The 25418-nt window shown below is 67.7% G+C and carries 24 protein-coding genes; 19 read left to right on the top strand and 5 right to left on the bottom strand.

Annotation, left to right across the window (positions count from 1 at the left end):
• Positions 1-10: 10 nt before the first annotated feature.
• From DFR43_RS00290 to DFR43_RS13595, 19 genes are all read left to right on the top strand, one after another.
• The gene (locus DFR43_RS00290) at positions 11-544 is read left to right on the top strand and encodes a DUF4893 domain-containing protein (protein WP_133595369.1); all 534 of its coding nucleotides are present in this window, start codon (positions 11-13) and stop codon (positions 542-544) included.
• A gap of 75 nt (positions 545-619) precedes the next feature.
• Positions 620-1180, top strand: a complete 561-nt coding sequence (locus DFR43_RS00295) for a cyclic nucleotide-binding domain-containing protein (RefSeq protein ID WP_245988766.1) — start codon at positions 620-622, stop codon at positions 1178-1180.
• Positions 1181-1428: 248 nt separating this feature from the next.
• Positions 1429-1857 carry a division/cell wall cluster transcriptional repressor MraZ gene (gene mraZ, locus DFR43_RS00300; protein WP_133595370.1) on the top strand — a complete coding sequence of 143 codons (429 nt, stop codon included), beginning with the start codon at positions 1429-1431 and terminating at the stop codon, positions 1855-1857.
• Positions 1858-1866: 9 nt separating this feature from the next.
• Positions 1867-2802: a 16S rRNA (cytosine(1402)-N(4))-methyltransferase RsmH gene (gene rsmH / locus DFR43_RS00305; RefSeq protein ID WP_133595371.1), complete on the top strand. Its 936-nt coding sequence runs from the start codon at positions 1867-1869 to the stop codon at positions 2800-2802.
• Positions 2799-3143 carry a cell division protein FtsL gene (ftsL, locus tag DFR43_RS00310; protein WP_133595372.1) on the top strand — a complete coding sequence of 115 codons (345 nt, stop codon included), beginning with the start codon at positions 2799-2801 and terminating at the stop codon, positions 3141-3143. The genes rsmH and ftsL overlap by 4 nt, the downstream gene beginning before the upstream one ends.
• Positions 3140-4873, top strand: coding sequence for a peptidoglycan D,D-transpeptidase FtsI family protein (locus DFR43_RS00315; protein ID WP_133595373.1), 1734 nt, complete (start codon positions 3140-3142; stop codon positions 4871-4873). The genes ftsL and DFR43_RS00315 overlap by 4 nt, the downstream gene beginning before the upstream one ends.
• The gene (locus DFR43_RS00320; RefSeq protein ID WP_133595374.1) at positions 4873-6408 is read left to right on the top strand and encodes a UDP-N-acetylmuramoyl-L-alanyl-D-glutamate--2,6-diaminopimelate ligase; all 1536 of its coding nucleotides are present in this window, start codon (positions 4873-4875) and stop codon (positions 6406-6408) included. Before DFR43_RS00315 ends, DFR43_RS00320 begins: the two co-directional genes overlap by 1 nt.
• Positions 6405-7808 carry a UDP-N-acetylmuramoyl-tripeptide--D-alanyl-D-alanine ligase gene (locus DFR43_RS00325; RefSeq protein ID WP_133595375.1) on the top strand — a complete coding sequence of 468 codons (1404 nt, stop codon included), beginning with the start codon at positions 6405-6407 and terminating at the stop codon, positions 7806-7808. The genes DFR43_RS00320 and DFR43_RS00325 overlap by 4 nt, the downstream gene beginning before the upstream one ends.
• Positions 7798-8976 carry a phospho-N-acetylmuramoyl-pentapeptide-transferase gene (mraY, locus tag DFR43_RS00330; RefSeq protein ID WP_133595376.1) on the top strand — a complete coding sequence of 393 codons (1179 nt, stop codon included), beginning with the start codon at positions 7798-7800 and terminating at the stop codon, positions 8974-8976. The genes DFR43_RS00325 and mraY overlap by 11 nt, the downstream gene beginning before the upstream one ends.
• Entirely contained in the window at positions 8973-10547 is a 1575-nt protein-coding gene (murD, locus tag DFR43_RS00335) for a UDP-N-acetylmuramoyl-L-alanine--D-glutamate ligase (RefSeq protein ID WP_133595377.1), read from the top strand. The genes mraY and murD overlap by 4 nt, the downstream gene beginning before the upstream one ends.
• Positions 10544-11830, top strand: a complete 1287-nt coding sequence (gene ftsW / locus DFR43_RS00340) for a putative lipid II flippase FtsW (RefSeq protein ID WP_133595378.1) — start codon at positions 10544-10546, stop codon at positions 11828-11830. The genes murD and ftsW overlap by 4 nt, the downstream gene beginning before the upstream one ends.
• Positions 11831-12086: 256 nt before the next feature.
• Positions 12087-13187, top strand: a complete 1101-nt coding sequence (gene murG / locus DFR43_RS00345) for an undecaprenyldiphospho-muramoylpentapeptide beta-N-acetylglucosaminyltransferase (RefSeq protein ID WP_133595379.1) — start codon at positions 12087-12089, stop codon at positions 13185-13187.
• Positions 13184-14608, top strand: a complete 1425-nt coding sequence (gene murC / locus DFR43_RS00350) for a UDP-N-acetylmuramate--L-alanine ligase (protein ID WP_133595380.1) — start codon at positions 13184-13186, stop codon at positions 14606-14608. The genes murG and murC overlap by 4 nt, the downstream gene beginning before the upstream one ends.
• Entirely contained in the window at positions 14605-15582 is a 978-nt protein-coding gene (locus DFR43_RS00355) for a D-alanine--D-alanine ligase (RefSeq protein ID WP_133595381.1), read from the top strand. The genes murC and DFR43_RS00355 overlap by 4 nt, the downstream gene beginning before the upstream one ends.
• A 2-nt stretch (positions 15583-15584) precedes the next feature.
• Complete coding sequence (locus DFR43_RS00360; RefSeq protein WP_133595382.1) at positions 15585-16388, top strand: cell division protein FtsQ/DivIB; 804 nt, start codon at positions 15585-15587, stop codon at positions 16386-16388.
• A 14-nt stretch (positions 16389-16402) separates the two neighbouring features.
• Positions 16403-17632, top strand: a complete 1230-nt coding sequence (ftsA, locus tag DFR43_RS00365) for a cell division protein FtsA (protein WP_133595383.1) — start codon at positions 16403-16405, stop codon at positions 17630-17632.
• A 170-nt stretch (positions 17633-17802) separates the two neighbouring features.
• Positions 17803-19065: a cell division protein FtsZ gene (gene ftsZ / locus DFR43_RS00370; protein WP_133595384.1), complete on the top strand. Its 1263-nt coding sequence runs from the start codon at positions 17803-17805 to the stop codon at positions 19063-19065.
• An 85-nt stretch (positions 19066-19150) separates the two neighbouring features.
• Positions 19151-20074: a UDP-3-O-acyl-N-acetylglucosamine deacetylase gene (gene lpxC / locus DFR43_RS00375; RefSeq protein ID WP_133595385.1), complete on the top strand. Its 924-nt coding sequence runs from the start codon at positions 19151-19153 to the stop codon at positions 20072-20074.
• 25 nt (positions 20075-20099) lie between these two features.
• Positions 20100-20276 (top strand): hypothetical protein, encoded by a 177-nt coding sequence (locus DFR43_RS13595; protein ID WP_164499674.1) that lies wholly within the window; start codon positions 20100-20102, stop codon positions 20274-20276.
• 12 nt (positions 20277-20288) lie between these two features.
• On the opposite strand, the gene ruvC is transcribed toward DFR43_RS13595, so the two are convergent.
• The 5 genes from ruvC to DFR43_RS00400 form a co-directional block, all read right to left on the bottom strand.
• Entirely contained in the window at positions 20289-20837 is a 549-nt protein-coding gene (gene ruvC, locus DFR43_RS00380) for a crossover junction endodeoxyribonuclease RuvC (RefSeq protein ID WP_133595574.1), read from the bottom strand.
• Positions 20838-20856: 19 nt separating this feature from the next.
• Positions 20857-21579: a monofunctional biosynthetic peptidoglycan transglycosylase gene (gene mtgA, locus DFR43_RS00385; RefSeq protein ID WP_133595386.1), complete on the bottom strand. Its 723-nt coding sequence runs from the start codon at positions 21577-21579 to the stop codon at positions 20857-20859.
• 7 nt (positions 21580-21586) lie between these two features.
• Entirely contained in the window at positions 21587-22429 is an 843-nt protein-coding gene (locus DFR43_RS00390) for an energy transducer TonB (protein ID WP_133595575.1), read from the bottom strand.
• A gap of 63 nt (positions 22430-22492) precedes the next feature.
• Entirely contained in the window at positions 22493-24553 is a 2061-nt protein-coding gene (locus DFR43_RS00395) for a ribonuclease catalytic domain-containing protein (RefSeq protein ID WP_133595387.1), read from the bottom strand.
• A gap of 122 nt (positions 24554-24675) precedes the next feature.
• Complete coding sequence (locus tag DFR43_RS00400; protein WP_133595388.1) at positions 24676-25344, bottom strand: 7-cyano-7-deazaguanine/7-aminomethyl-7-deazaguanine transporter; 669 nt, start codon at positions 25342-25344, stop codon at positions 24676-24678.
• Between the last annotated feature and the right edge of the window lie 74 nt (positions 25345-25418).

A 25418-nucleotide genomic window follows, 5' to 3' on the forward strand; every position in this document is an offset into this window, starting at 1 on the left:
AGGACGAACCATGACCACCCAGCCTTTGCTGGCGGCGCTGGCCGCCGCCCTGATGGCCGTCGGCTCGGCCTGGGCCGAACCCGCGCCACGCCTGTCAACGGCCGATCAAGCCCGTATCGACCAGTGGGAGGAACACCGCGCCCGGGCCGTGGCCCATGCGAATCTGCATGCGCCGGCTGAGGCGTTGGACGAACTCGCTCATGTGCTCGACGGCCATCCCCGCGTTTGGTTGGGGGAAGATTTCACCGGCCCATGGCGGTGCCGTGCCGTGCGGCTCAGCGAAGCCGAGCCGGTTCGGCTGTTCCCCTGGGGCGATTGCCGTGTCACCGAAGACGCCCAGGGGCTGATGCTGGAAAAACGCGGCGGCTCTTGGCGCACGCGCGGGCGCCTCTATCCGCGCAGCGACCGCGAACTGCTCTACATCGACGCCAGCGCACGCCAGGTGGCTGTGGCCGTCAGCCCGTTGGAGGAGCGCCTGCGGCTCGAATTTCCCCAGCCCCGCCCCGGGGTGGCCCTGGAGGTGTTGGAACTGCGCCGGCCCTGAATCCAGCGCAGTGATTTCAGCGCAGTGACCCCGCCGGCGGATTGATACACTGTCGGCCTACGACGGTGGATCCCTTTGAATCAAGACATTGGCCAATTGCGGGAGCTGGCGGCCCGGCTCCTCATCACACCCTCTGCGCTGGGGGAATTGAGCTTCGACGATGCGCTGCAGGTCGTCGATCGCATGCGGCTGCGCGTCATCGAGGCGGGCACGGTCTTTGTTCGCGAAGGGGAGTCGGCCGGCAGCGACCACATGCTACTCATCCTCGATGGGGAGTTGTCTGTCGAAAACACCGATCTGGGGCAGGGCGAGGCCGACATGGTGGTGCGGCTCATGGGGCCGGGCAGCTTGATTGGCGAGCTGGGCCTGCTCGATGGGGCGCCGCGCTCGGCCAGTTGCGTGGCCCACACCGACATCCTCGCTGCCGAATTGGGGCGTGAAGCCCTCGTGCGCCTGATCGAAGACGATCCGCGCGTCGGCGCGCGGCTGCTGCTGGCGATTGCCAAGCGCATCGCCGACCATCTGCGCGATGCCACGCGCCGTTTACGGCTTTTCACCCAGATGAACCGTGTACTCAGCCGCGAACTGGCGCCGCTCGACCCTGCGCCGCCGGCCAGCGATCCCCCGCTGGTCTGAACCTGCCGTTCATCGGCTCGCGGCGTCACCCGAGCAGCGCCCTCAATCTCATAAATCACTTCCATAACGCCGGCTAAGTCCTTATTTTATTGAGGACTTTTGGTCCGCATTGGCTTTGATTTTTGGCGCTAAGTCTTTGATTTCATTCAAAAAAACTCGACCTCGGGTTGTTCGGCGCGCCCATTTGGTGATACAGTGGAAAAAAGTGTCATTAAGTGGTGAAAAGTGGGTTTTAGGGCCTGACGACCGTGTTCCAAGGTGCTTCCTCTCTCAGTCTCGATGCCAAGGGGCGGCTTTCCGTGCCGACCCGGTATCGTGACGTCCTGAGCGCCACGGCCGGCGGGCAACTCACCGTCACCAAGCATCCGCACGGCTGCCTGATGGTGTTTCCGCGCAACGAATGGGAAAAATTCCGCGAGCGCATCGCGGCGCTGCCCATGTCGGCGCAGTGGTGGAAACGCATCTTTCTGGGCAACGCGATGGACTGCGAGATGGATGCCGCTGGCCGGGTGTTGATCTCGCCCGAGCTGCGCGCCGCCGCGGGCCTGAGCAAAGAAGCCATCCTGCTGGGCATGGGCAACCATTTCGAGCTCTGGGACGCCCAAGCCTACGCGGCCCAGGAGGCCGAGGCCATGCAGGGCGAACTGCCCGATGCCCTCAAGGACTTCTCTTTCTGAGGTTCGACGGTGCAAGCGTCCTACACACATTGCACCGTCTTGTTGAACGAAGCGGTCGAAGCCCTTCACATCCAACCAGACGGCCACTACATCGATGCGACCTTCGGGCGCGGCGGACATGCGCGGCTGATCCTGTCGCGGCTGTCGCCGTTGGGGCGCCTGACGGTGTTCGACAAAGACCCGCAAGCCATCGAGGTGGCGCAGGCCTTGGCCAGCGCCGATGCACGGGTGGCGGTGCGGCACGAGGGCTTCAAGGCGCTGGCCGAACTGCCCGCGGCCAGCGCGGACGGCATTCTCATGGACCTGGGGGTGAGTTCGCCCCAGCTCGACGACCCCACGCGGGGGTTTTCCTTCCGGCACGACGGGCCGCTGGACATGCGCATGGACCCCACGCGGGGCATGAGCGTGGCCGAGTGGCTGGCCGATGCCAATATTGCCCAGATGGCGGAGGTGATTCGTGAATACGGCGAAGAACGGTTTGCTCCACAGATTGCAAAGGCGATTGATCGTCGCCGACAGGAACGGGGCCCTGTTCGAACCACCGCTGAGCTGGCCGAAATCGTGGCTGGCGCGGTCAAAACCCGCGAGCCGGGCAAGGACCCTGCAACGCGCACATTTCAGGCTCTTCGGATTTTCATCAACGCCGAGCTTGAGGAGCTGCAACAAGCGTTGAGCGCCAGCCTGCGGGTGCTCAGGCCCGGGGGCTGGCTGGTGGTGATCAGTTTCCACTCGCTGGAGGACCGCATCACCAAACAGTTCATGGCACAGCACGCCAAGGCGGCGTATGACCGCCGCGCCCCGTTTGCCGCGCCGCGGCCGACCCTGCTGGAGCAGGTGCGGCGGGTGATGCCTTCGGAGGCCGAGGTGGCGGCCAATCCGCGTGCCCGCAGTGCCGTCATGCGCGTGGCCTGCCGCACGTCAGCGCCAGTGGAGGGGCGGCCATGACGCGGCTCAATCTGGTGTTGTTGCTCGCGGTGCTGGCCAGCGCGTTTTACCTGGTGCACCTGCAATACGAGTCGCGCCGCCTGTATGTGGCGATGGAGCGGGCCCGCGCGGTGGGCGACCGGCTGGCGGCCGATCATGAACAGCTGGTGGTGCAAAAGCGCGCCCAGGCCACGCCCGCGCGGGTGCAACAGATTGCGGTGCGCCAGCTCCAGATGCGTCCGGCGCATCCGGGGATCACCGAATACGTGGCGCTGCCTGCGCAGTCCGGCGCCGATGGTGCGGCCACCGGTCAGGTGCAGCGCCTGCTGGGACCGGCGGCGCAGCCCGGGGGGCGGCCATGAAGCGCGGCATCACCTACGGCTCCAGCCCGCTGCTGACCAGCGCCACGCCGGTGTGGCGCAGCCGCCTCATCGTGGCCGGTTTCGCGCTGGCGTTTCTGGCCCTGGCGGGCCGCGCCGCCTATGTGCAAGTGTGGGGCAACGAGTTTTATCAGCGCCAAGGCGAAGTGCGGTTTGCCCGCACGCTGGAACTGCCGGCCAACCGGGGCCGCGTGCTGGATCGCAATGGCCTCATCCTGGCCACCAGCGTGGTGGCGCAGAGCGTCTGGGCCATCCCGGAAGACATCGACCGCCAGCACCCCAAGCTGCCCGAGATGGCCCGTCTGCTCGGCATGTCGATGGCCGAGCTCAACCGCCGCCTCGATGCCCATCCCACTTTCGTGTGGGTGCGGCGGCAGGTGGACGAGCCCATCGCGCTGCAGGTGCGCGACCTCGGCATTCGGGGGGTGTACCTGCGCAAGGAATACAAGCGCCAGTATCCCGAAGGGGAAGCGGCGGCCCATGTGGTGGGCTTCACCAATGTGGAAGACGTGGGTCAGGAGGGGATCGAGCTGGCCTTCAACGAGCGCTTGTCGGGGCGGCCGGGCTCGCGCCGTGTCATCCGCGACCGTCTGGGCCGCGTGATCGAGGACGTGCGGGAGGCCATTCCACCGGTCGATGGACAGGACATCCAGCTCTCGATCGACAGCAAGATCCAGTTCTTCGCGTACGAGCGCCTGCGCGAAGCGGTGCGCGAGCACAAAGCCCGCGGCGGTAGCATCGTGGTGCTGGACGCCGTCACCGGCGAGGTGCTGGCGTTGGCCAACTACCCGAGCTACAACCCCAACGTGCGGCGCCACCTCAGTGGCGAGCAACTGCGCAACCGCGCGCTCACCGACACGTTCGAGCCCGGCTCGACCGTCAAGCCCTTCATTGCCGCCTTGGCGCTGGAACGCGGGCTGGTCCAGCCCGAGACCGTCATCGATACCGGGCGCGGCCGCATGACCATGGGCGGCTTCACCATCAGCGACGTCAAGGACCACGGCCCACTGACCGTCAACGAAGTGATCCAGAAGTCCAGCAACGTGGGCACGGTGCGCTTGGCCATGCAAATGCCGGCCCGCGACATGTGGGAGACCTATGTGCAGGCCGGTTTTGGCCAGAAGCCGCAAGTGCCGTTTCCGGGCGCGGTCAGCGGCCGCCTGCGCTCCTACAAGACCTGGCGCCCGGTGGAGCAGGCGACCATGAGCTACGGCTATGGCCTGTCCACATCGCTGTTCCAGTTGGCCCAGGCGTACACCGTGTTCGCGCGCGATGGCCAACTGGTGCCGGTGACGCTGCTGCGCAGCGACGAGAAGGCCAAAGGCGTGCCGGTGTTCAGCGAAAAGAACGCCTTGGCGGTGCGGCGCATGCTGGCGATGGCCACCGGCCCCGGCGGCACGGCGCAGCGGGCGCAGACCGTGGGCTATTCGGTCGGCGGCAAGACCGGCACCGCCCGGGTGCAGGAAGGCAAGGGCTATGCGGCGCGGCGCTATCGCAGCTTTTTCGTGGGTTTGGCGCCGGTGGAGTCGCCCCGGGTGGTGGTGGCGGTGATGATCGACGAGCCCAGCAATGGCCAATATTTCGGCGGCGTGGTGGCCGCGCCCGTGTTCAGCGCCACCGTTCAGCAGACCTTGCGCGTGCTGGGCGTGCCGCCCGACATGAGCGTGCGGCCCCACATCGTGGCCGAAGAGATCGTGGAGGAGCTTCTCTGATGCGGCACTTGTCGAGTGTGTCCGAAGCCGTGCAGTGGCTCCAGGCCCTGCAGGCGCAGCGGCTGGTGTGCGACAGCCGCCAACTGGCACCGGGCGACGCGTTCGTGGCCTGGCCCGGCAGCGGGCAGGATGGCCGCCGCTTCGTCAATGCCAGCCTGCGAGCCGGTGCCGTGGCCTGCCTCATCGAGGCCGAAGGTGCCGAGGTGTGGGGCTTCACCGACGAGCGGGTGGCCGCTTTGCCGGGACTCAAACGGCTGGCCGGGGAGATGGCCAGCGGCTTTTACCGCCACCCCTCGCAACGGCTGCGCACCGTGGCCGTCACCGGCACCAATGGCAAGACCTCCACCGCCTGGTGGTGCGCCCAATGGCTGGCCGCCGTGGGGGATGAAGCGGGGTTGATCGGCACCCTGGGCGCGGGTGTGCCGGGGGGCGCGCTTGAGCCCACCGGCTTTACCACGCCCGACCCCACGACGCTGCAAGCCTTGCTGGCCCGATTCGTCCAGGAAGGCCGGCGCACGGCGGTGATGGAGGCTTCCTCCATCGGCATCGAGGAAGGCCGCCTCAACGGCCTGCAATTGCACACCGCCGTATTCACCAACCTCAGCCAGGACCATCTGGACTATCACGGCACCATGGAGGCCTACTGGGCGGCCAAGAAGGCCCTGTTCGACTGGCCCGGTTTGCAGGTGGCGGTGGTGAATCTGGACGATGCCCGCGGGCGCGAGCTGGCCGACGAGCTGGCTGGCCGCGCGCCAGCCCTGGATGTGTGGACGGTTTCGGTGGACGAGGCCGGAGCCCGGCATCACGATGCCCGCTTGCGCGTGGTCGAACGCGCCTGGACCGCGACCGGTCTGCATTTCGTGGTCGAGGAACTGCCCAGCGCGGAGCGGGTGGCCATGTCGCTCGGCGTGGTGGGGGACTACAACCTGTGCAACCTGCTGTGCGCGCTGGCGGTGTTGCGTGCCGGCGGCGTGACGCTGCAGGCCGCCGCCCAAGCCAGCCATGCCCTGACAGCGGTGCCCGGGCGCATGCACGCGGCCTGGACCGATGGACCGGCCGAGCTGCCGTTGGTGCTGGTGGACTACGCCCACACCCCCGATGCCTTGGAAAAAGCCTTGCGCGCGCTGCAGCCGCTGGCCGCGCACCGGGGCGGACGGTTGTGGTGCGTGTTTGGCTGCGGGGGCGACCGCGACCGCACCAAGCGCCCGTTGATGGCCGCCGCCGCCGAGCGCGAGGCGGCCCGGTTGGTGCTGACCAGCGACAACCCGCGCAGCGAAGACCCGTTGCAGATCCTCCTCGACATGCAGGCCGGCTTGACCGAGCCGGTCCGCGCCATCGTCGAGCCCGATCGCGCCGAAGCCATCCGTGAAGCCGTGCAGATGGCCGATGCCCGTGATGTGATCCTGCTGGCCGGCAAGGGGCACGAGGACTATCAGGAAGTGGCTGGCGAACGGCGTCCGTTTTCCGACGTGGTGCAGGGCCGTCTGGCGCTGCAGGCCCGCTGGCAGGCGCAACAGTCAGGGGGGCAGGCATGACCCGGGCCTTGGACCTGCTGCTGGCTGAACTCGGCGGCGCCCGTGTGGTGGGCCCCTTGAGCGGCCCGGTTCGGCGCGTGCACACCGACACGCGCAGCCTGCAACCCGGCGATCTGTTCGTGGCGCTGCGCGGCGAGCGCTTCGATGCCCATGAATTTCTGCCTCAGGCGCGCGCAGCCGGGGCCGTGGGGGCCATCGCCGAGCGCGGGCTGGCCGCTGCGGGCCTGGGGGGCGTGGAGGTGCCCGATGCCCGGCGCGCCTTGGGCGAGCTGGCCGCCCGCTGGCGCGCCCAGTTCGAACTGCCCCTGGTGGCCGTGACCGGCAGCAACGGCAAAACCACCGTGACCCAAATGATCGCGGCCATCTTGCGCGCGGCCGCGGGCGAGGCCACGCTGGCGACGCAAGGCAATTTCAACAACGACATCGGCGTGCCGCTGACGCTGCTGCGGCTGCGGCCGACAGACCGGTTGGCGGTGGTCGAACTCGGCATGAACCACCCGGGTGAAATCGCGGTGCTGGCGCACATGGCCCGGCCCACGGTGGCGCTGGTCAACAACGCGCAGCGCGAGCACCAGGAATTCATGGCCACGGTGGAGGCGGTGGCCCAGGAGAACGGCAGCGTCTTTGCCGCTTTGCCCCCGGATGGCACGGCGGTGTTCCCCGCCGCCGATGCCTTCACGGCCTTGTGGCGCGACCTGGCTGGCAGCCGCCGGGTGCTGACCTTCGGCGAGGCCGCGGCGGGCGCCGACGTGCATGCGCAGGCGCAGTGGGAAGGCGGGGCCTGGGCGTTGGCCGTGACCACGCCTGCGGGCTCGTTCTCGACCCGTTTGCGGGTGGCCGGGCGCCACAACGTGCGCAATGCCCTGGCCGCGACGGCGTGTGCGTTGGCCGCCGGCGTTGCGCCAGACGCCATCGCCCGCGGTCTGGCGGCGTTTGAGGCCGTGGCCGGGCGTTCGCGGGCGCTTTCTCTGCCGGTCCAGGGCGGCGTGCTCACGTTGGTGGATGACAGCTACAACGCCAACCCCGACTCCGTGCGCGCGGCCATCGATGTGCTGGCCGAGTTGCCAGCACCCCGCATTCTGGCGCTGGGCGACATGGGCGAAGTGGGCGAGCAGGGGCTGGCGTTCCACCAGGAGGTGCTGCGTCATGCGCTGGACCAGGGGATCGAACACATCCTGACCACTGGCCATTGGATGGCCCAGGCCGCCGCTGCGATCGGTGGCGGCGAGCAAGGGCGGCTGCGGCACCATGCCGTTTTCGACGATCTGCTCGCCGACGCCCTGTCGTTGCTGCCGCAAGCCGGCAGCGTACTCGTCAAAGGATCGCGCTTCATGCGCATGGAGCGGCTGGTGCAAGCCCTGACCGCTGCCACACAGGAGGGATCGTCCCATGCTGCCTAGTCTGGCCCTCTGGCTCCAGGGACTCAGCCCCGAGTTGGGTTTTCTGCGGGTGTTCCAGTACCTCACGTTCCGCGCCGTCATGGCCGCGATGACGGCCCTGCTCGTTGGGGTGGCGGTGGGGCCCTACTTCATCCGCCGCCTGACCGAGCTCAAGATCGGTCAGCCCATTCGGGGCTACGGCATGCAGACCCATCTGAGCAAAAGCGGCACCCCCACCATGGGCGGGGTGCTGGTGCTGTTTGCCATCACCGTCTCGACCCTGCTGTGGTTCGACTGGAGCAACCGCTTCGTCTGGATCGTGCTGGTCGTGACGCTGGGGTTTGGCGCCATTGGCTGGGTGGATGACTGGCGCAAGGTCGTGCACAAAGATCCGGAGGGCATGCGCTCGCGCGAGAAGTATTTCTGGCAGTCCGTCATCGGGCTGCTGGCCGCGTTTTATCTGGTGTTTGCCATTTCCGAAGGGTCTAACGAGCGGGTGTTCCGCCTGTTTCTGGAGTGGGTGAAGTCGGGGTTCAGCATTGATTTGCCGGATCAGGCGGGCCTGATGGTGCCCTTCTTCAAAGAGGTCAGCTACCCCTTGGGCGTGTTGGGTTTCGTGGTGCTGACGTATCTGGTCATCGTCGGCGCCAGCAATGCCGTCAACCTCACCGACGGGCTCGACGGCCTGGCCATCATGCCGGTGGTGATGGTCGGCTCGGCGCTGGGGGTGTTTGCCTACGTGACGGGCAATGCCGTGTTCGCCCGCTATCTGCTGTTGCCCCACATCCCCGGCACGGGCGAGGTGCTGATCTTCTGCGCCGCGATGGCCGGCGCGGGGCTGGCCTTTCTGTGGTTCAACGCCTATCCGGCGCAGGTGTTCATGGGCGATGTCGGCGCGCTGGCCCTGGGGGCGGCATTGGGCACCATCGCCGTGATCGTGCGCCAGGAAATCGTGCTGGCCATCATGGGCGGGATCTTCGTGGCGTCGGCCGTCTCGGTGATGCTGCAAGTGACTTGGTTCAAGTACACCAAACGCTGCTACGGCGAAGGCCGGCGCCTGTTCAAGATGGCGCCACTGCACCACCACTTCGAGAAGTCCGGCTGGCGCGAGACGCAGGTCGTCGTGCGCTTCTGGATCATCACCATGCTGCTGTGCCTGATCGGCTTGTCCACCCTGAAGCTGCGATGAAACACGCCTTGCCGCCGCTGAACGATCGCCATGTGCTGGTGCTGGGGCTGGGGGCCTCGGGCCTGGCCATGGCGCGTTGGTGCGCGCTCGCCGGTGCCCGCGTGACGGTGGCCGACACCCGTCCAACTCCGCCACAGGCCGCCCCACTCATGCAGGAATGGCCGTCGGCGCGCATCGTGTGCAGCGCTTTCGATGCCGCGTTGTGGGCCTCGGCCCCCTGGGCGATGGTTTGCCGCAGCCCCGGCATTGCGCCCGCCCAGATGCAGGATGTGCTGGCGGCTGCCCGGGCCGTGGGGGTGCCGGTGGTGGGTGAGTTGAGCCTGTTTGCGCAGGCGCTGCGGGCGTTGGCAGCCCCGGCGCGGCAGGCCGAGCCAGAGCCGCAGGCCGACCACCCCGTGCCCTACCGGCCGGTGGTGCTGGCCATCACCGGCACCAATGGCAAGACCACCACCACCGCCTTGACCGCGCATTTGTTGCGCGAGGCCGGCTGGTCCGTGGGTTTGGCCGGCAACATCGGCCCCACGCTGCTCGATGAGCTGCGCCAGGCGCTCGCCACCGGGGAACTGCCCCAGGCCTGGGTCCTGGAGCTGTCGAGCTTTCAGCTCGATGGCGTGGAGGATTTCGAGCCCACGGCGGCCACCGTGCTCAACCTGAGTCAGGATCATCTCGATTGGCACGGCAGCATGGCGGCCTACGCCGAAGCCAAGCGACGGGTGTTTGGACGCACGGCACTCATGGTGCTCAATCGGGATGATGAGATCGTCATGGGCTGGCAGCCCTCACCCGTGACCGTGCGCGAAGGGGGGCGCACGCGCACCGAGCCGGGGCGCCCGTTCGTGACGTTTGGCACCGATGGCCCCCGACGCCCGGGCGATTGGGGCCTGGAGACGGTCAACGGCATGACCTGGCTGGTGCGCGCCTTGCCGCAGGACGACACGCGCCGCAAAGGGCGCACGGCAACCGACGAGGAAGAGGTCTATCTGCAGCGACTCATGCCGGCCGAGGCGCTGCGCATCCGGGGCCGGCACAATGCCAGCAACGCCCTGGCGGCGCTGGCGCTGGCCACCGCTGCCGGTGCGCCATTGGCCCCGATGCTGCACGGCCTGCGCGAGTACCGTGGCGAGCCGCACCGCGTCGAGCCGGTGGCCATCGTGCGCGACGTGGAGTACATCGACGACAGCAAAGGCACCAACGTGGGCGCGACGCTGGCCGCCATCAACGGCCTGGGGGCCGAGCGGCGCCTGGTGGTCATCCTCGGCGGCGACGGCAAGGGGCAGGATTTCGCGCCCCTGGCGCCGGCCGTGGCGCGTCATGTCCGCGCCGTGGCGCTCATCGGGCGCGACGCCGCCGCGTTGCGTGCGGTGCTGGCGCCCACCGGCGTGCCCATGACGGATTGCGCCAGCCTGCCCGAGGCCGTGCGCTGGTGCGCGACACAGGCCCAGCCGGGCGACGCGGTGCTGCTGTCGCCGGCCTGCGCCAGCCTCGACATGTTCCGTGACTACGCGCACCGCGCCGCCGTGTTCGTGGAGACGGTGCGCGAACTCCAGCAAGCGGAGGGCACGCCGGCATGAACCAGCCCCGTCTGCCCCATCCCCTGGCCCGGCTGCTCAGCAGTTGGGGACTTGGACGCGCGGCCAGCACGGCCCAGGCTGAAAGCGGTGAGCTGCCCGTGCGACTGAGCAGCCGCGACTATGCACGCAGCCGCACCACCGTCGTGCGCGACATGGGCTTTGACCAACCCTTGCTGTGGGTGGTCGTCGCGCTGCTGTGCTGGGGCCTGGTGATGGTGTATTCGGCCTCGATCGCGCTGCCCGACAACCCGCGTTTCCGCAACTACAGCCATGAGCACTTCGTCATCCGCCATGCCATTGCCATCTGCATCGGCGCCGTCGCAGGCCTGCTGGCGTTTCAGGTGCCGCTCAAGCGTTGGGAAAAGGCGTCGCCTTGGCTGTTCTTTGGCGCCCTGGTGCTGTTGGTGATCGTGCTCATTCCCTTCATTGGCAAAGGGGTCAACGGCGCACGGCGCTGGATTCCGCTCGGAGTGATGAACTTCCAGCCATCCGAACTGGCCAAGCTGGCCATGGTGATGTATGCGGCCGGCTACATGGTGCGCCGCATGGAGGTGAAGGAGCGGTTCTTCCGCGCCGTGGCGCCGATGGGGGTGGCGCTGGCGCTGGCCGGATTCCTGCTGCTGTTGCAGCCTGACATGGGGGCATTCATCGTGATTGCCGTCATCGCCATGGGCATTTTGTTCCTGGGCGGCGTCAATGCCCGCATGTTCTTCCTGATCGCGGGCCTGCTGACGGCGGTGTTTGCCGTGCTCATCCTCAGTTCGCCCTGGCGTCGCGAGCGTGTGTTTGCCTACCTCGACCCCTTCAGCGCCGAGCACGCCCTTGGCAAAGGCTACCAACTGTCCCACGCCCTCATCGCTTTCGGGCGCGGCGAATGGTTTGGCGTGGGCCTGGGGGGCAGCGTCGAGAAGCTGCACTGGCTGCCCGAGGCGCACACCGATTTTCTGCTGGCCGTCATCGGCGAAGAGTTTGGCCTGGTGGGGGTGTTGGTCCTGATCGCCCTGTTCATGTGGATGGTGCGTCGCATCATGCAGATCGGCCGCCAGGCCATCGCCCTGGACCAGGTGTTTGCCGGCCTGGTGGCCCAGGGCATTGGCCTGTGGATCGGCTTTCAGGCTTTCATCAACATCGGCGTCAACCTCGGCGCGCTGCCCACCAAGGGCCTGACGCTGCCTTTCATGAGCTACGGCGGCTCCGCCATCCTGATGAACATGATCGCCATCGCCATCGTCCTGCGCATCGACCATGAAAACCGAAAACTCATGCACGGAGGCCGTGTATGAGTTTTCGGTATCGCCAAAACCTGAAAAAGCACGCGGTCAGCGTGCGCCCAGCGCAGCGGGGCACTCATGCACGGAGGCCGTGTATGAGTTTTCGGTATCGCCAAAACCTGAAAAAGCACGCGGTCAGCGTGCGCCCAGCGCAGCGGGGCACTCATGCACGGAGGCCGTGTATGAGTTTTCGGTATCGCCAAAACCTGAAAAGCACGCGGTCAGCGTGCGCCCAGCGCAGCGGGGCACTCATGCACGGAGGCCGTGTATGAACCGAACTCCCTGCGCGTTGGTCATGGCCGGTGGCACGGGAGGCCACATCTTCCCGGGCCTGGCCGTGGCCGAGGCGCTGCGTGCCCAGGGCTGGCGCGTGCATTGGCTGGGAGCGCCTGACAGCATGGAGGCGCGCCTGGTGCCACCGCGCGGCTTCGCTTTCGAGCCGGTGGCGTTCGGCGGCGTGCGTGGCAAAGGCGCTCTGACGCTGGCCCTGTTGCCGTTGCGGCTGTTGCGCGCGTTCTGGCAGAGCTGGCGTGTGGTGCGCCGGGTGCGCCCCGATGTGGTGCTGGGCCTGGGCGGCTACATCACTTTCCCCGGTGGCATGATGGCCGTGCTGGCGGGCAAGCCGCTGGTGCTGCATGAGCAAAATTCCGTTGCTGGCTTGGCCAACAAGGTGCTGGCGGGCGTGGCCGACCGGGTCTTCACCGCTTACCCCCGGGCTCTGGCCAAGGGGCAGTGGATTGGAAATCCGCTTCGGGCCGAGTTCCTGCATCAGCCCGAGCCGGCGCGGCGCTTCGCAGGCCGCAGCGGGCCGCTGAGGGTGCTGGTCGTCGGCGGCAGCCTGGGGGCCAAAGCCCTCAACGACACGGTGCCGCAGGCGCTGGCCTTGCTGCCGCCAGCGCAGCGCCCCGAGGTCACTCACCAAAGCGGGGAAAAACAGATCGAGGCGCTGCGCCAGGCCTACGAAGCCGCGGGTGTGCAAGCCCGGCTGACCCCCTTCATCCAAGACACGGCGGCGGCTTTTGCCGCAGCCGATGTGGTGATCGCCCGTGCCGGGGCCAGCACCGTGACCGAACTGGCCGCGGTGGGCGCGGCCGCCATCTTCGTGCCCTTCCCCCACGCGGTGGACGATCACCAGACCCACAACGCCCGCTTCCTGGTGGAAGCCGGCGCGGCCTGGCTGTTGCCGCAGACCGAACTCAGCCCCCAGCGGCTGGCCGATCTGTTGCGCGGCCTGGAGCGCCGCGATTTGCAGGCCCGCGCCGAGCGGGCCCGTGCCTTGGCGCAGACCGGCGCGGTCGATGCGATGGTGCGGGCCTGTGGCGAATTGGCCGGCATGACCCTCTCTGCCTCGAACGGAGGCTCTGCATGAAACACGCGATCCGACACATCCATTTCGTGGGCATCGGCGGCGCCGGCATGAGCGGCATCGCCGAGGTGCTGCTCAACCAGGGCTACGCCATTTCCGGCAGCGACCTGGCCGATGGCCCCACCACGCAGCGGCTGCGCCAGCTGGGCGCGCGCATCCATATCGGGCACGATGCGGCCCACATCGAGGGGGCCGACTGCATCGTCACCTCCACCGCCGTCAAGCCCGACAACCCCGAGGTGGTGGCCGCCCAGGCCCGGCTGTTGCCGGTGGTGCCGCGCGCCATCATGCTGGCCGAGCTGATGCGCATGCGCACCGGCATTGCGATTGCCGGCACCCATGGCAAAACCACCACCACCAGCCTGGTGGCCAGCGTGCTGGCCGCTGCCGGGCTGGATCCGACCTTCGTCATCGGGGGGCGGCTCAACAGCGCCGGCGCGAACGCGCGGCTGGGGCAGGGCGAATACATCGTGGTGGAAGCCGACGAGTCCGATGCGTCGTTCCTGAACCTGTTGCCGGTCATGGCGGTCGTCACCAACATCGATGCCGACCACATGGACACCTACGGCCATGACTTTGCTCGGCTGAAACAGGCGTTTGTGGACTTTTTGCATCGCATGCCGTTTTATGGCGCAGCCATCGTGTGCGTGGACGACCCCACCATCCGCGGGCTTCTGGGCGAGATCCAACGCCCGATCACCAGCTATGGCCTGAGCGACGATGCCCAGGTGCGTGCCACCGACATCCGCGCCGTGGGCGCCCAGATGCACTTCCGGGTGCAGCGCCGCAATGGCGTGGCCCTGCCCGATCTGGATGTGGTGCTCAACCTGCCGGGTCAGCACAACGTGCTCAATGCGTTGGCCGCCATCGCCGTGGCGGTGGAGCTCAACATCCCGGATGAGGCCGTGTTGCAGGCGCTGGCCAGCTTCAAGGGTGTGGGCCGGCGCTTTCAGCGGCACGGCGAGGCCGCGCTGCCTGGCGGTGGCCGCATTACCCTGGTCGATGACTACGGGCACCACCCCGTGGAGATGGCCGCCACCATGGCCGCGGCGCGCGGGGCGTTTCCGGGGCGGCGCTTGGTGCTGGCATTTCAGCCCCACCGCTATACCCGCACCCGCGATTGTTTCGAAGACTTCGTCAAGGTCATGGGCCAGGCCGACGCGGTGTTGCTGGCCGAGGTGTATCCGGCGGGCGAAACCCCGATCGTGGCCGCCGATGGCCGCGCCCTGGCCCGCGCGCTGCGGGTGGCGGGCAAAGTCGAGCCGGTCTTCGTGGACGACATCGCCGCCATGCCGCAAGCCATTTTGGACAACGCCCGCGACGGCGATGTGGTGCTTTGCATGGGGGCGGGCTCCATCGGCGCCGTGGCGGCCCAGGTGGTGGCCATGGCCCCCGCCACCACGCATCCAGAGGTCAACGCATGAACGTCAATCACACCATCGATCCCCGAGCCCTGGGCAAAGTGGCCGTGCTCATGGGCGGGCATTCCGCCGAGCGCGAAGTCTCCCTCATGTCGGGCGCGGGCGTGTTGCAGGCCCTCCAATCCCAGGGCGTGGATGCCCATGCCTTCGACCCGGCCCAGCGGCCTCTGGCCGACTTGCAGCGCGAGGGCTTCGACCGCGCCTTCATCACCCTGCATGGCCGCTTTGGCGAAGACGGCACGGTGCAGGGGGCGCTGGAGCTCATGGGCATCCCCTACACCGGCCCAGGGGTGTTGGCCTCCAGCGTGTCCATGGACAAGGTCATGACCAAGCGCATCTGGCAGGCCGAAGGCTTGCCCACACCCCAATGGCGCCAGGTGGCCAGCGTGCAAGAAACCGAGGCCGCCTTGGCCGCGCTGGGCGCGCCCATGATCGTCAAGCCCGCCCGCGAGGGATCGACCATCGGACTGAGCAAAGTCACCGAGCCGGCCCAGTGCGCCGAGGCGTATGCGCTGGCCGCTCGGCACGACCCAGAGGTGCTGTGCGAGCAGTTCATCCAGGGCGATGAGGTGACCTGCCCCGTCCTGGGCAGCGGGGCGCAAGCCCAGGCGCTGCCGGTCATCCGCATCGTGGCGCCCGGGGGCAATTACGACTACGAGCACAAATACTTCAGCGACGAGACGCGCTACATCGTGCCGTGCGATCTGCCGGCCGGCGAGGAGGCCGCCATCCAGGCCCTGGTGCTCAAGGCGTATCGCACCCTGGGTTGCCGCGGCTGGGCGCGGGCCGACGTGATGATCGACGCAGCCACGCGCCAGCCCTATCTGCTGGAGATCAACACCTCCCCGGGCATGACCGGGCATTCGCTGGTGCCGATGTCGGCCCGCGCCGTGGGCATGAGCTACGAGGCCCTGTGCCTGCATGTGCTGGCTGCCGCGGCGCTGGACAACCCTTTGCCCACGAAAGGACGCCTCTGACCATGGCCGGCAAGCCACTCGTCATTCCACTGGATGTCCGCCTCATGGGGTGGGCCGCGAACGGCTTGTTCGCGGTCGCCGTCGTCATGGGCTTGGGCGCCGTGGCCTGGTGGGTGGCCCGCCATCCGGCATGGACGCTGGCCGGCATCACCGTGGTGGGCGACGTGGAGCATCAGAGCGCCGTGACGCTGCGCGCGCATTTGGGGCCCCGCCTGGAGGGCACCTTCCTCACGGTGGACTTGCAGGAGGTGCAGCGCCTGTTCGAGGCTGCCCCCTGGGTGCGCCGCGCCGTGGTGCAGCGCGAGTTCCCCAACCGGCTGCGCGTGCACATCCAGGAACACGTTGCCGTGGCCTGGTGGGGAGAGGCGGGCAGTGGCCGGCTGGTCAACCGTTACGGCGAGGTGTTCGAAGCCCATCCGGAAGACGCCCAGGCCGATCGCTGGAGCGAACTCAGCGGGCCGATCGATCGTGCCGCCCAGGTCTATGCCGTGTACCAGGTGCTGGCGCCGGTGTTCGAGCGCATGGGCCGCGAGATCGACCGTCTGGAGCTCAATGCGCGCGGCAGCTGGAAGGTCGTGCTCGATGGCGGCGCCCGCATCGAGCTGGGCCGGGGCGATGCCGACGTCCTGCTCAGCCGCGTGCAGCCATTCGTCGCCACCCTGCCCACCCTGGCGCTGCGCTACGGCCAGCGCGAGATCGAAAGCGCGGACCTGCGCTACCCCGATGGCTACGCCCTGCGCATGCGCGGCGTGACCACCTTGACCGAAGCCCCGCCGGCGCGTCCGGCTGCCCCCACGACCCGATAGACGACACACCCATCATGCCCAAGGAATACAAAGACATCGTCGTAGGACTCGACATCGGCACCGCCAAGATCATGGCGGTGGTGGCCGAGGTGCAGCCGGGTGGCACGCTCAAGCTCGCTGGCCTGGGCGTGGCCCCGAGCAACGGCCTCAAGCGCGGGGTGGTGGTCAACATCGACGCCACCGTGCAAAGCATCCAGCACGCCCTCAAAGAGGCCGAGCTGATGGCCGATTGCCGAATCGCCCGGGTGTACACCGGCATCACCGGCAGCCACATCCGCGGCATCAACTCCCAGGGCATGGTCGCCATCAAGGACAAGGAAGTGATGCCCGCCGACGTGGCGCGCGTCATCGAGACGGCCAAGGCCATCAACATCTCCACCGACCAGCGCCTGCTGCTGGTGGAGCCGCAGGAATTCGTCATCGACGGCCAGGAGGTCAAAGAGCCGATCGGGATGAGCGGCGTGCGCCTGGAGGCCAAGGTACACATCGTCACCGGCGCGCAAAGCGCGGCCGAAAACATCATCAAGTGCGTGCGCCGCTGTGGGCTGGAGGTGGACCAGCTCATGCTCAACCCGCTGGCAGCCAGCCAGGCCGTGCTCACCGAAGACGAGAAGGAACTGGGGGTGGCGCTGGTGGACATCGGCGCCGGCACCACCGACGTGGCCATCTTCGCCGGCGGCGCCATTCGGCACACGGCGGTCATTCCGATCGCCGGGGACCTGATCACCAACGACATCGCCATGGCCTTGCGCACGCCCACCAAGGACGCCGAGGACATCAAGGTCGAAAGCGGCTGCGCCAAGCAGCTGCTGGCCGACCCAGATCAGCAAGTCGAAGTGCCCGGCCTGGGCGACCGCGGGCCGCGCATGCTCAGCCGGCAGGCCTTGGCCGGGGTGATCGAGCCGCGCGTGGAAGAGATCTTCGCGCTGGTGCAGGGGGTCATCCGCGACTCCGGGCACGAGGAGCTGCTGTCTAGCGGCATCGTGCTGACCGGTGGCAGCGCCGTGATGCCGGGGATGATCGAGCTGGGCGAGGACATCTTTCTCAAGCCCGTGCGACGCGGCATGCCCAAGTACACCGGCGTGCTCAGTGACATGGTGGCCCAGCCCAGGGCGGCCACCGTCATGGGGCTGTTGGAAGAGGCCAGGCTGGCCCGCTTGCGCGGCCACAAGGTGGCGCAGAAAGCCGGGACGGTCAGCTCGGCGTTCGGGCGTCTGAAAGACTGGTTCGTGGGGAATTTCTGATGAACGTCCGATGCATCCACCACCGATTCCACCGCCATGCCCGGCGCAGCCCGCGCGAGGCGCACGTCCGACGATGTCACGACGCGCACGCGCCACCGGGCGGATGAGCCGCCACCGTCGTACACCCATGCAGTTTTCCAGCGTTATTCAGGCATTCAAGGAGTCAAGCAATGAGCATTGAAATGATCGAAGTCGAGGAGTTCAACCGGGGCACCCAGATCAAGGTGATTGGCGTCGGCGGGGGCGGCAGCAACGCGGTCGAGCACATGATCCAGAGCCATGTGCAAGGCGTCGAATTCATCTGCGCCAATACCGATGCCCAGGCCCTGGCCCGCACCGCGGCGCACCGCGTCATCCAACTCGGGCAGACCGGCCTGGGCGCCGGCAGCAAGCCGGAAAAAGGCCGCGCCGCCGCGGAAATGGCCGAGGCCGACATCCGCGAAGCCATCAGCGGCGCGCACATGCTGTTCATCACCGCGGGCATGGGCGGTGGCACCGGCACGGGGGCAGCGCCGGTGATCGCCAAAATCGCCAAGGACATGGGCATCCTCACCGTCGGCGTGGTGACCAAGCCCTTTGACTGGGAAGGCAGCCGCCGCATGCAAAACGCCGATGCCGGCCTGGCCGAGCTGGAGCAGAACGTCGATTCCCTCATCGTCGTGCTCAACGACAAGCTGCTGGAGGTGCTGGGCGACGACGTGACCCAGGACCAGGCTTTTGCCGAGGCCAACGACGTGCTGAAGAACGCCGTCGGCGGGATTGCCGAAATCATCAACGTCGAAGCCCTGGTGAACGTGGACTTCGAGGACGTGCGCACGGTCATGGGCGAGCCCGGCAAGGCCATGATGGGCACGGCCGTGGCCAGCGGCCCGGACCGTGCCCGCATCGCGGCCGAGCAGGCCGTGGCCTGCCCGCTGCTGGAGGGCGTGGACATGAAGGGCGCCAAAGGCGTGCTGGTGCTCATCAGCGCGGCCAAGGGCTCTTTGAAGCTCAACGAGTCCAAGCTCGCCATGAACACCATCCGCGCGTTTGCCGCGCCGGATGCGCACGTCATTTACGGCACCGCCTACGACGAGTCCCTGGGCGACGCCATCCGCGTGACCGTGGTGGCCACTGGGCTCAACCGCGCCGGCGCGGCGCGTCAGCCGTTGACGGTGGTGCAGTCGCCCGCGGCCCAGGGCCTGCGCACCGGCACCGACAACATGCCCTACATCCCCACGCTCAACCAGGCGGTGGGCGGCTCCGGGCTCGCCCACACCGTCGGCGGCGCCGGGGCGGCGGTGGCCGCGGGCGGCGCCGACCCGCTGAATGTGCCGCGCGTCTGGCTGCGTCCGCGCGACCGCACATCGGCCGCGGCCAAGGTGGATGCCTTGTCCTCCGGCGGCATGGACGACTTCGAGATCCCGGCCTTTCTGCGCAAGCAGGCCGATTGACGGGACGCCCCCCGATGGCCAGCGCCTATCGGGGGCATGAAGACGTTTTTCTGCAACGGCCGGATGCCCGGCCTACAATGCCTGCATGATTGCGCAACGCACCCTCAAGACCCTGACCCAAGCCGTGGGCGTGGGTCTGCACAGCGGTCAGCGGGTGGAGCTGACGCTGCGCCCCGCGGCGCCAGACACCGGCATCGTGTTCCGACGGGTGGACCTGCCCGAACCGGTGGACATCCCCGTGTCGGCCACCGCCGTCTCCGACACCCGGCTCGCTTCCACCATTGCCCGTGGGGGGGCCAAGGTGCACACCATCGAGCACCTCATGAGCGCCTGTGCCGGTCTGGGCATCGACAACCTCATCGTGGACATCACGGCCGAGGAAGTCCCCATCCTCGACGGATCGGCCGCCTCGTTCGTGTACCTGATCCAGAGCGCCGGGATCGAACTGCAGGCCGCGCCCAAGCGGTTCATCCGCCTGCTCAAGCCGGTGGAAGTGCGCGAAGGCGAAGGCCGCCAGCTCAAATGGGCCCGGTTGGAGCCCTATCACGGTTACAAGCTCACCTTTGAAATCGAGTTCGACCACCCCGCGGTCAATGCCACGGGCCAGCGGGTGGAGTTCGACCTGGGCACGGGGCAGTACGCGCGCGAGATCGCCCGTGCCCGCACCTTCGGGTTCACCCGCGACGTGGAGATGATGCGTTCACACGGCCTGGCTTTGGGCGGGGGGCTGGACAACGCCATCGTGATGGATGACGTCAAAGTCCTCAATGCCGATGGCTTGCGCTATGCCGACGAATTTGCCAAGCACAAGATCCTGGACGCCATGGGCGACCTCTACATCGTCGGCAAGCCGCTGCTGGCGGCCTACAGCGCCTACCGCAGCGGGCACGCGCTGAACAACCAGCTGCTGCGCGCCTTGCTGGCGCAGCCCGACAGCTACGACATCGTCACTTTCGAGCACGACAGCCGCGCCCCCAAGGGCTTTGCCCAACTGGCCATGGCGTGGTGAGTCTGTCACGTCCCGAGGCGCCGCCATGTTCCTGTTCCGCTTCCTGATGTTTTTTCTGCTCGGCGGGGCGGCCATCTGCTTTGGCTTCTACATCGCCACCGGCAAGGATCATTTCCGGCGTTGGGGCATCGTGATTCTGAAGTGGACGCTGATTGCGGCGTTTTTCTTCTTCGGCGTGCTCATCCTCAGCCGCATTGCCTGAAACGCCAGGCCCTCAATAGCTGCGTCCGGCCTTGTAGGCCGCGTGGGCGCGCGCCTGCAGCTTGCCTACTTGGCCAATGGCGGCCGTGGTGCGTGCGACCTGCGCATGGGTGATGCACAGCCCCAGCGCGTCGGCGGCGTCCTTGCCGGGTAGGCCGGGCAGATGGAGCAGCCGGCGCACCATTTCCTGCACCTGTTCCTTGTGCGCCTTGCCGTGGCCGGTGACGGCTTTTTTCAGCTGCAAAGCGGTGTATTCGGCCACCGGCAAGCCGTTGGCCACCAGCGCCGTCAGGCAGCAGCCCCTGGCCTGCCCCAGCATCAGCGTGGCCTGGGGGTTGACGTTGACGAACACGATCTCGCACGCCGCCACGGTGGGCTGATAGCGCCGCACCACTTCGCCGATGCCGTCGAACAGCACGCCCAGCCGCTGGGGCAGCAGGGCGCCGTCGTCGGGGCTGGTGCGGATGGTGCCACTGGCCACATAGCTCAGCCGGGAACCGTCGGCATCTACTACGCCGAAGCCGGTGGATTGCAGGCCGGGGTCGATGCCGAGGATGCGCATGCTCATGGGGTGGACCTTCTCATGGCAGCTGCACGGCGCCCATGCGGGCCACGATGGTGTGGGTGCGCTGGTTCAGGTAGCTGGAATAGGGGTTGCGCTGATAGCGTTTGGGCGCCGGCAGCATCACCGCGAGTCGGGCGGCCTCGTGGGCATTGAGGCGCGATGCCGGTTTGCGAAAGTAGTGTTGAGCGGCCGCCTCGGCACCGAAGATGCCCTCGCCCCATTCCACATGGTTGAGGTAAATCTCCAGGATGCGTTCCTTGCTCAGCAGCGTCTCCAGCATGAGCGCGAGCACCAGTTCCTGGCCTTTGCGGGCCATGTGCCGTTCTCCCGAAAGCAGCAGGTTTTTGGCCAGTTGCTGGGTGATGGTGGAGCCGCCCACCAGGCGGGCGGTGGTGCCCCTGGCCTGGGCCCGGGCCTGACGCCGGGCATTGCGCTCGCGCGCGCTTTCCAGGGCCTGCCAGTCCACGCCGCGGTGGGTGAAGAAGCTGGCGTCTTCGGCGGCGATGACGGCGCGCTTGAGGTGGGGCGATATCGATTCGTAAGGCACCCAGGTCTGAGACCAACGCCAAGGGTCGCCGCCTGTGGCCAGCCGCCAGGCTTCGGAGCGCTGGAAGGTGGTGCTGGCCGGATCGAAGACGGCCATGGCCGCGATGCGCCCCAGGAAAAACAGTTGCAGCGCCAACGCTGCCACCAGCAGCCACCCGATCCAGCGCCCCAGAAATCGCCACACCCGTCGCATGGCCGCCTCACTGGGCGCTGAGCCGGGTTTGCAGGCCGTCGTCGCGGGTGAAGCGGAAGCGCGAGACGACCACGATCTGATCGGCCCGCCGCCGCATCTCGGGGCTGAAGCGGCCGAACGTCAGGCTGCGCACGATGGCCTGGGCCCGGCTGTCCAGGGCCGGCTGTCCGGAGCCTTGCACCACCTCGGTGTCGAGCACGCGGCCGTCGTGGTTGACCGTGATCACCATCGTCAGCTCGCCGTAGAGCTTGCGTCCGCCCACTTCGGGGAAGTTTTGGGTGCCCCGGTCTTCGATGCGGCGGCGCAGCTCGTCGTAGTAGATGGCGTACACCTCCTCGCGGGTCGAGGGGCTGATGTACCGTTTGCGCGGACGGGCGTTTTCTTCATTGATGCGGCGCTCGATCTCGGCCAGCGTGCGCACCAGCGCCTGGCGGCGCTGATCGCGCTCCTGCCACTCGGGGTGCTGCGCCTCGCTCGGGTCGGGGGTGGGCAGGGCGGCGAGCTGTTGCCGCAACTGGGCCAGCAGTCGGCTTTGCTGCTCCTTCATGGCTTCGATGCGGCGCTCCTCCTCTTCCAGCACTTCGCCGATGCGGGCCTGGGGGGAAGGGGGCAGGGGCGAGGTGGCCCGGCCCTGCTCCACGTTGCCGCCGCCTGCCAGGTTGGCCTGGGCGATGGCCTGGGCCTTTTCGGGCCGGTCTTCACTGCGGGCGTTGACGAGGATGACTTCCAGCGGCGTGTCCTGCAGCACGCGGTCGAAGCGCTGCGGATCGACGAAGCGCACCGTCAGCAGCGCAGCATGGGCCAGCACCGACAGCGTCAGCGCGATTTGCAGCGTGGTCAGTTGGCGGATCAGCTTCACGATGAGGGATTATCCCGCGGCCGGCCGTCCTCTGCCGAGCGGGCCAGCCGGTTTTCAGCTAGCAGTCGTCGCGGCCGGTGGCGATGTATCCGTGCTTTCGGATTCGTCCACATCCACCGCGATGGCCAGCGGGCTGGCGAGCGCCAAATCGTCTTCGGCGTCTTCGTCCAGCGCCTCGGGCGGGGCATCGAGCCGCTCGATCACCGTGCCGCTGATGTCGAGCGCAATGTCGTCTGCCTGCCCCAGTCGCACCCGCACATGGGCGCCGCGCTGCAGCCCATCGGCCCCGAGCACGCCAAACACCAGAGGCAGCGTGTCGGCGCGCACCAGGTTGTCTTTGATGACCGTGGCCGTCAGCTCGGTGATGCCTTCTTGGCGCAGGTAGCGCAGCGTCCAGTAGCGCTCCATGCCGGTCTGGAACTGGTTGTAGGCGGTGTAGGCGGCGTCGAAGGCGCTGATGATGGCAAACAATGCCGCATCCTTGGGCTTGAATGGCGCGGCCAGTGCCGCGGTGGTGCCGTGTCGCAGGCAGGCGATGATCTGCCACTGGTTGACCAGGTCGGTGTAGCGGCGCAGGGGCGAGGTGCTCCAGGCGTAACAAGGCACGCCGATGCCCGCGTGGGGCAGCGCCTTGGCGCCCATGCGCACTTTGACGCCGGGCGCCAAACTCGCCTGGCTGCGGTAGATGCCAGGCACGCCGCTGTCGGCCAGCAGTTGGCCCCAGGTGCTGTTGGCCAGGATCATGGCTTCGGCCACCATCAGGTCCAGCGGGGCGCCACGCGACCGCGTGCCAATGACGACGCGCTCGTTGCCGCAGGGGGCCTCTGCCGTCACGCCTTCGAGCTTGAAGGTGTAGTCCGGACGGGTGAAGGTTTCGGGCTTGCCGCGCACGGCCTCGCGCCGGGCTTTGCAGGCCAGCGCCAGCCGGTAGAGGAAAGACAGTTCAGGCCGCAGCGCGGCGTGGTCGTCGGCCAGCGGCGCCCCCGGCTCGGCGGCAGGGTCCAGCAGCCAGTCGGCGGTGATGGCGCGGTCCAGCTGGTCATGCCGCAGGTTGTGGACGATGGGCACCTGCTCCAGCCGGCTCTCGTGCCCCAGCAGCGTCAGTTCGGCTTCGTCGAACGTCAGGTACAGCGACAGCGCTGGCCGCGGCCCCCCGGCCTCCAGGGTATAGGCTTGCACCACCGCATCGGGCAGCATGGTCACCTTGTGCCCCGGCATGTACACGGTGGACAGGCGCTGCCGCGCCACCTCGTCGATGGGGCTGCCCGGCTCGATGGCCAGCCCCGGCGCCGCGATGTGGATGCCCACGGTCACGCGCCCGCTGCCCAGCCCCTGCACGCTCAGGGCGTCGTCGATTTCGGTGGTGCTGGAGTCATCCACCGAAAACGCCTGCACGCCCGCCAGCGGCAGCGCCTCGGCCACCGCCGGGGCTTGCAGCGGGGGAAAGCCCGTGCCTTGGGGAAAATGCTCAAACAAAAACCGCTGCCAGTGGAACTGGTAGGCGTTGGTGATGGCGCCGGCTTGCTGCAGCAGGGCCAGTGGCGCCAGGTGGGTGTGGCGCGCCGCATGCACCACGGCCTTGTATTCGGGCGCGTTCTTGTCGGGTTTGAACAGGATTTTGTAGAGTTGCTGGCGGATCGGTTCCGGGCAGGCGCCTGCGGCCAGTTCGGCGCTCCAGGCATCGATCTGGGCCTGAATCTGCTTTTTCTTCTCAATCGCGGCCAGCGCTTGGCGCAAAATGTCGGCGGGCGCTTTTTTGTAGCGTCCCTTGCCGGCGCGGCGGAAATAGTGCGGCGCCTCGCTTAGGCGCAGCAGCGCGGCGACCTGCTGCTCCAGCGTGGGCGGGTCCTGGAAATAGTCGGCGGCCAACTCGGCAAAGCCGAATTCGGCCTCGGGGGCGAACTCCCAGGCCAGGTCGAGCTCGATCTGGTCGGCCAGCGCCTGGGCGTTGGCCATCAGCGTGGCGGGCGCGGGTGTGTCAAATTTCAGCAGCACGTTGGCCGACTTGACCTTGACGCGCTTGCCAGACTCCAACTCCAACTGCAGGGAGCTTTCGGCTTCAGACAGCACGCGGCCGGTCAGAAATTTGCCGGCTTCATCGAACAGGGCAAACAAAACAAACTTTCAGGGCAGACAGGCAGGACAACGGCGGGCCTCCACGTCCAGCCCGCCCGCGAAGCGTCAAGTGTACCGGGCGGCCGCATCTGCGCCCAGCCCATGCCCGCCCGGGCCACGGCTCAGGCCGCTGCGGGTGTGGGCGGTGGGGCCTTGAGCGCCTTGACCAGCGCATTGAGCAGCACGGCGTACAGCGGCAGGAAGCACAGCAGGCTGATGACCAGTTTGGTCGCGTAGTCCACCGCGGCAATTTCCACCCAGTGCTCGGCCATGAAGGGGTCGGTGCTGCGGTAAAACGCCACCGAGAAGAACACCACGGTATCCAGCAGGCTGCCAAGCACGGTGGAGGCCGCTGGCGCCACCCACCAGGCCCGCACCCGCTGCAGCCGCGCAAAGACGGCAATGTCCAGCCATTGGCCCATCACGTAAGCCGCGAAGCTGGCCAGCGCGATGCGAAAGACAAACATGTTGAATTCGCCCAGCGCAGCCCAGCCGGCAAACACGCCTTCGTGAAACAGCACGGACACCACGTAGGAGGCCAGCAGCGCCGGCAGCATGACGCGGGCAATCACCCGTCGCGCGGGGCCTTCACCCAGCAGACGCACGGTCAGGTCGGTGGCCACGAAGATCAGCGGGAAGGTGAATGCCCCCCACGTGGTGTGAAACCCCCACAGCTCGAACGGCAGCTGCACCAGATAGTTGCTGGCGATGATGAGGGTGATGTGAAGGGCCACCAGGGCCGGCAGAACGGAACGGGCGCGCAGTTCAACGGCGCCATGCAGGGAGGTCATGGAGGAGTCCTTTTTTTTGAAGCAGGATGGGGGTGAGGGAACCCATCGACGATGAAAGAAAGCCAGGCTCAAGA

It is taken from the genome of Tepidicella xavieri (assembly GCF_004363315.1).
GTDB classification, from domain to species: domain Bacteria; phylum Pseudomonadota; class Gammaproteobacteria; order Burkholderiales; family Burkholderiaceae_C; genus Tepidicella; species Tepidicella xavieri.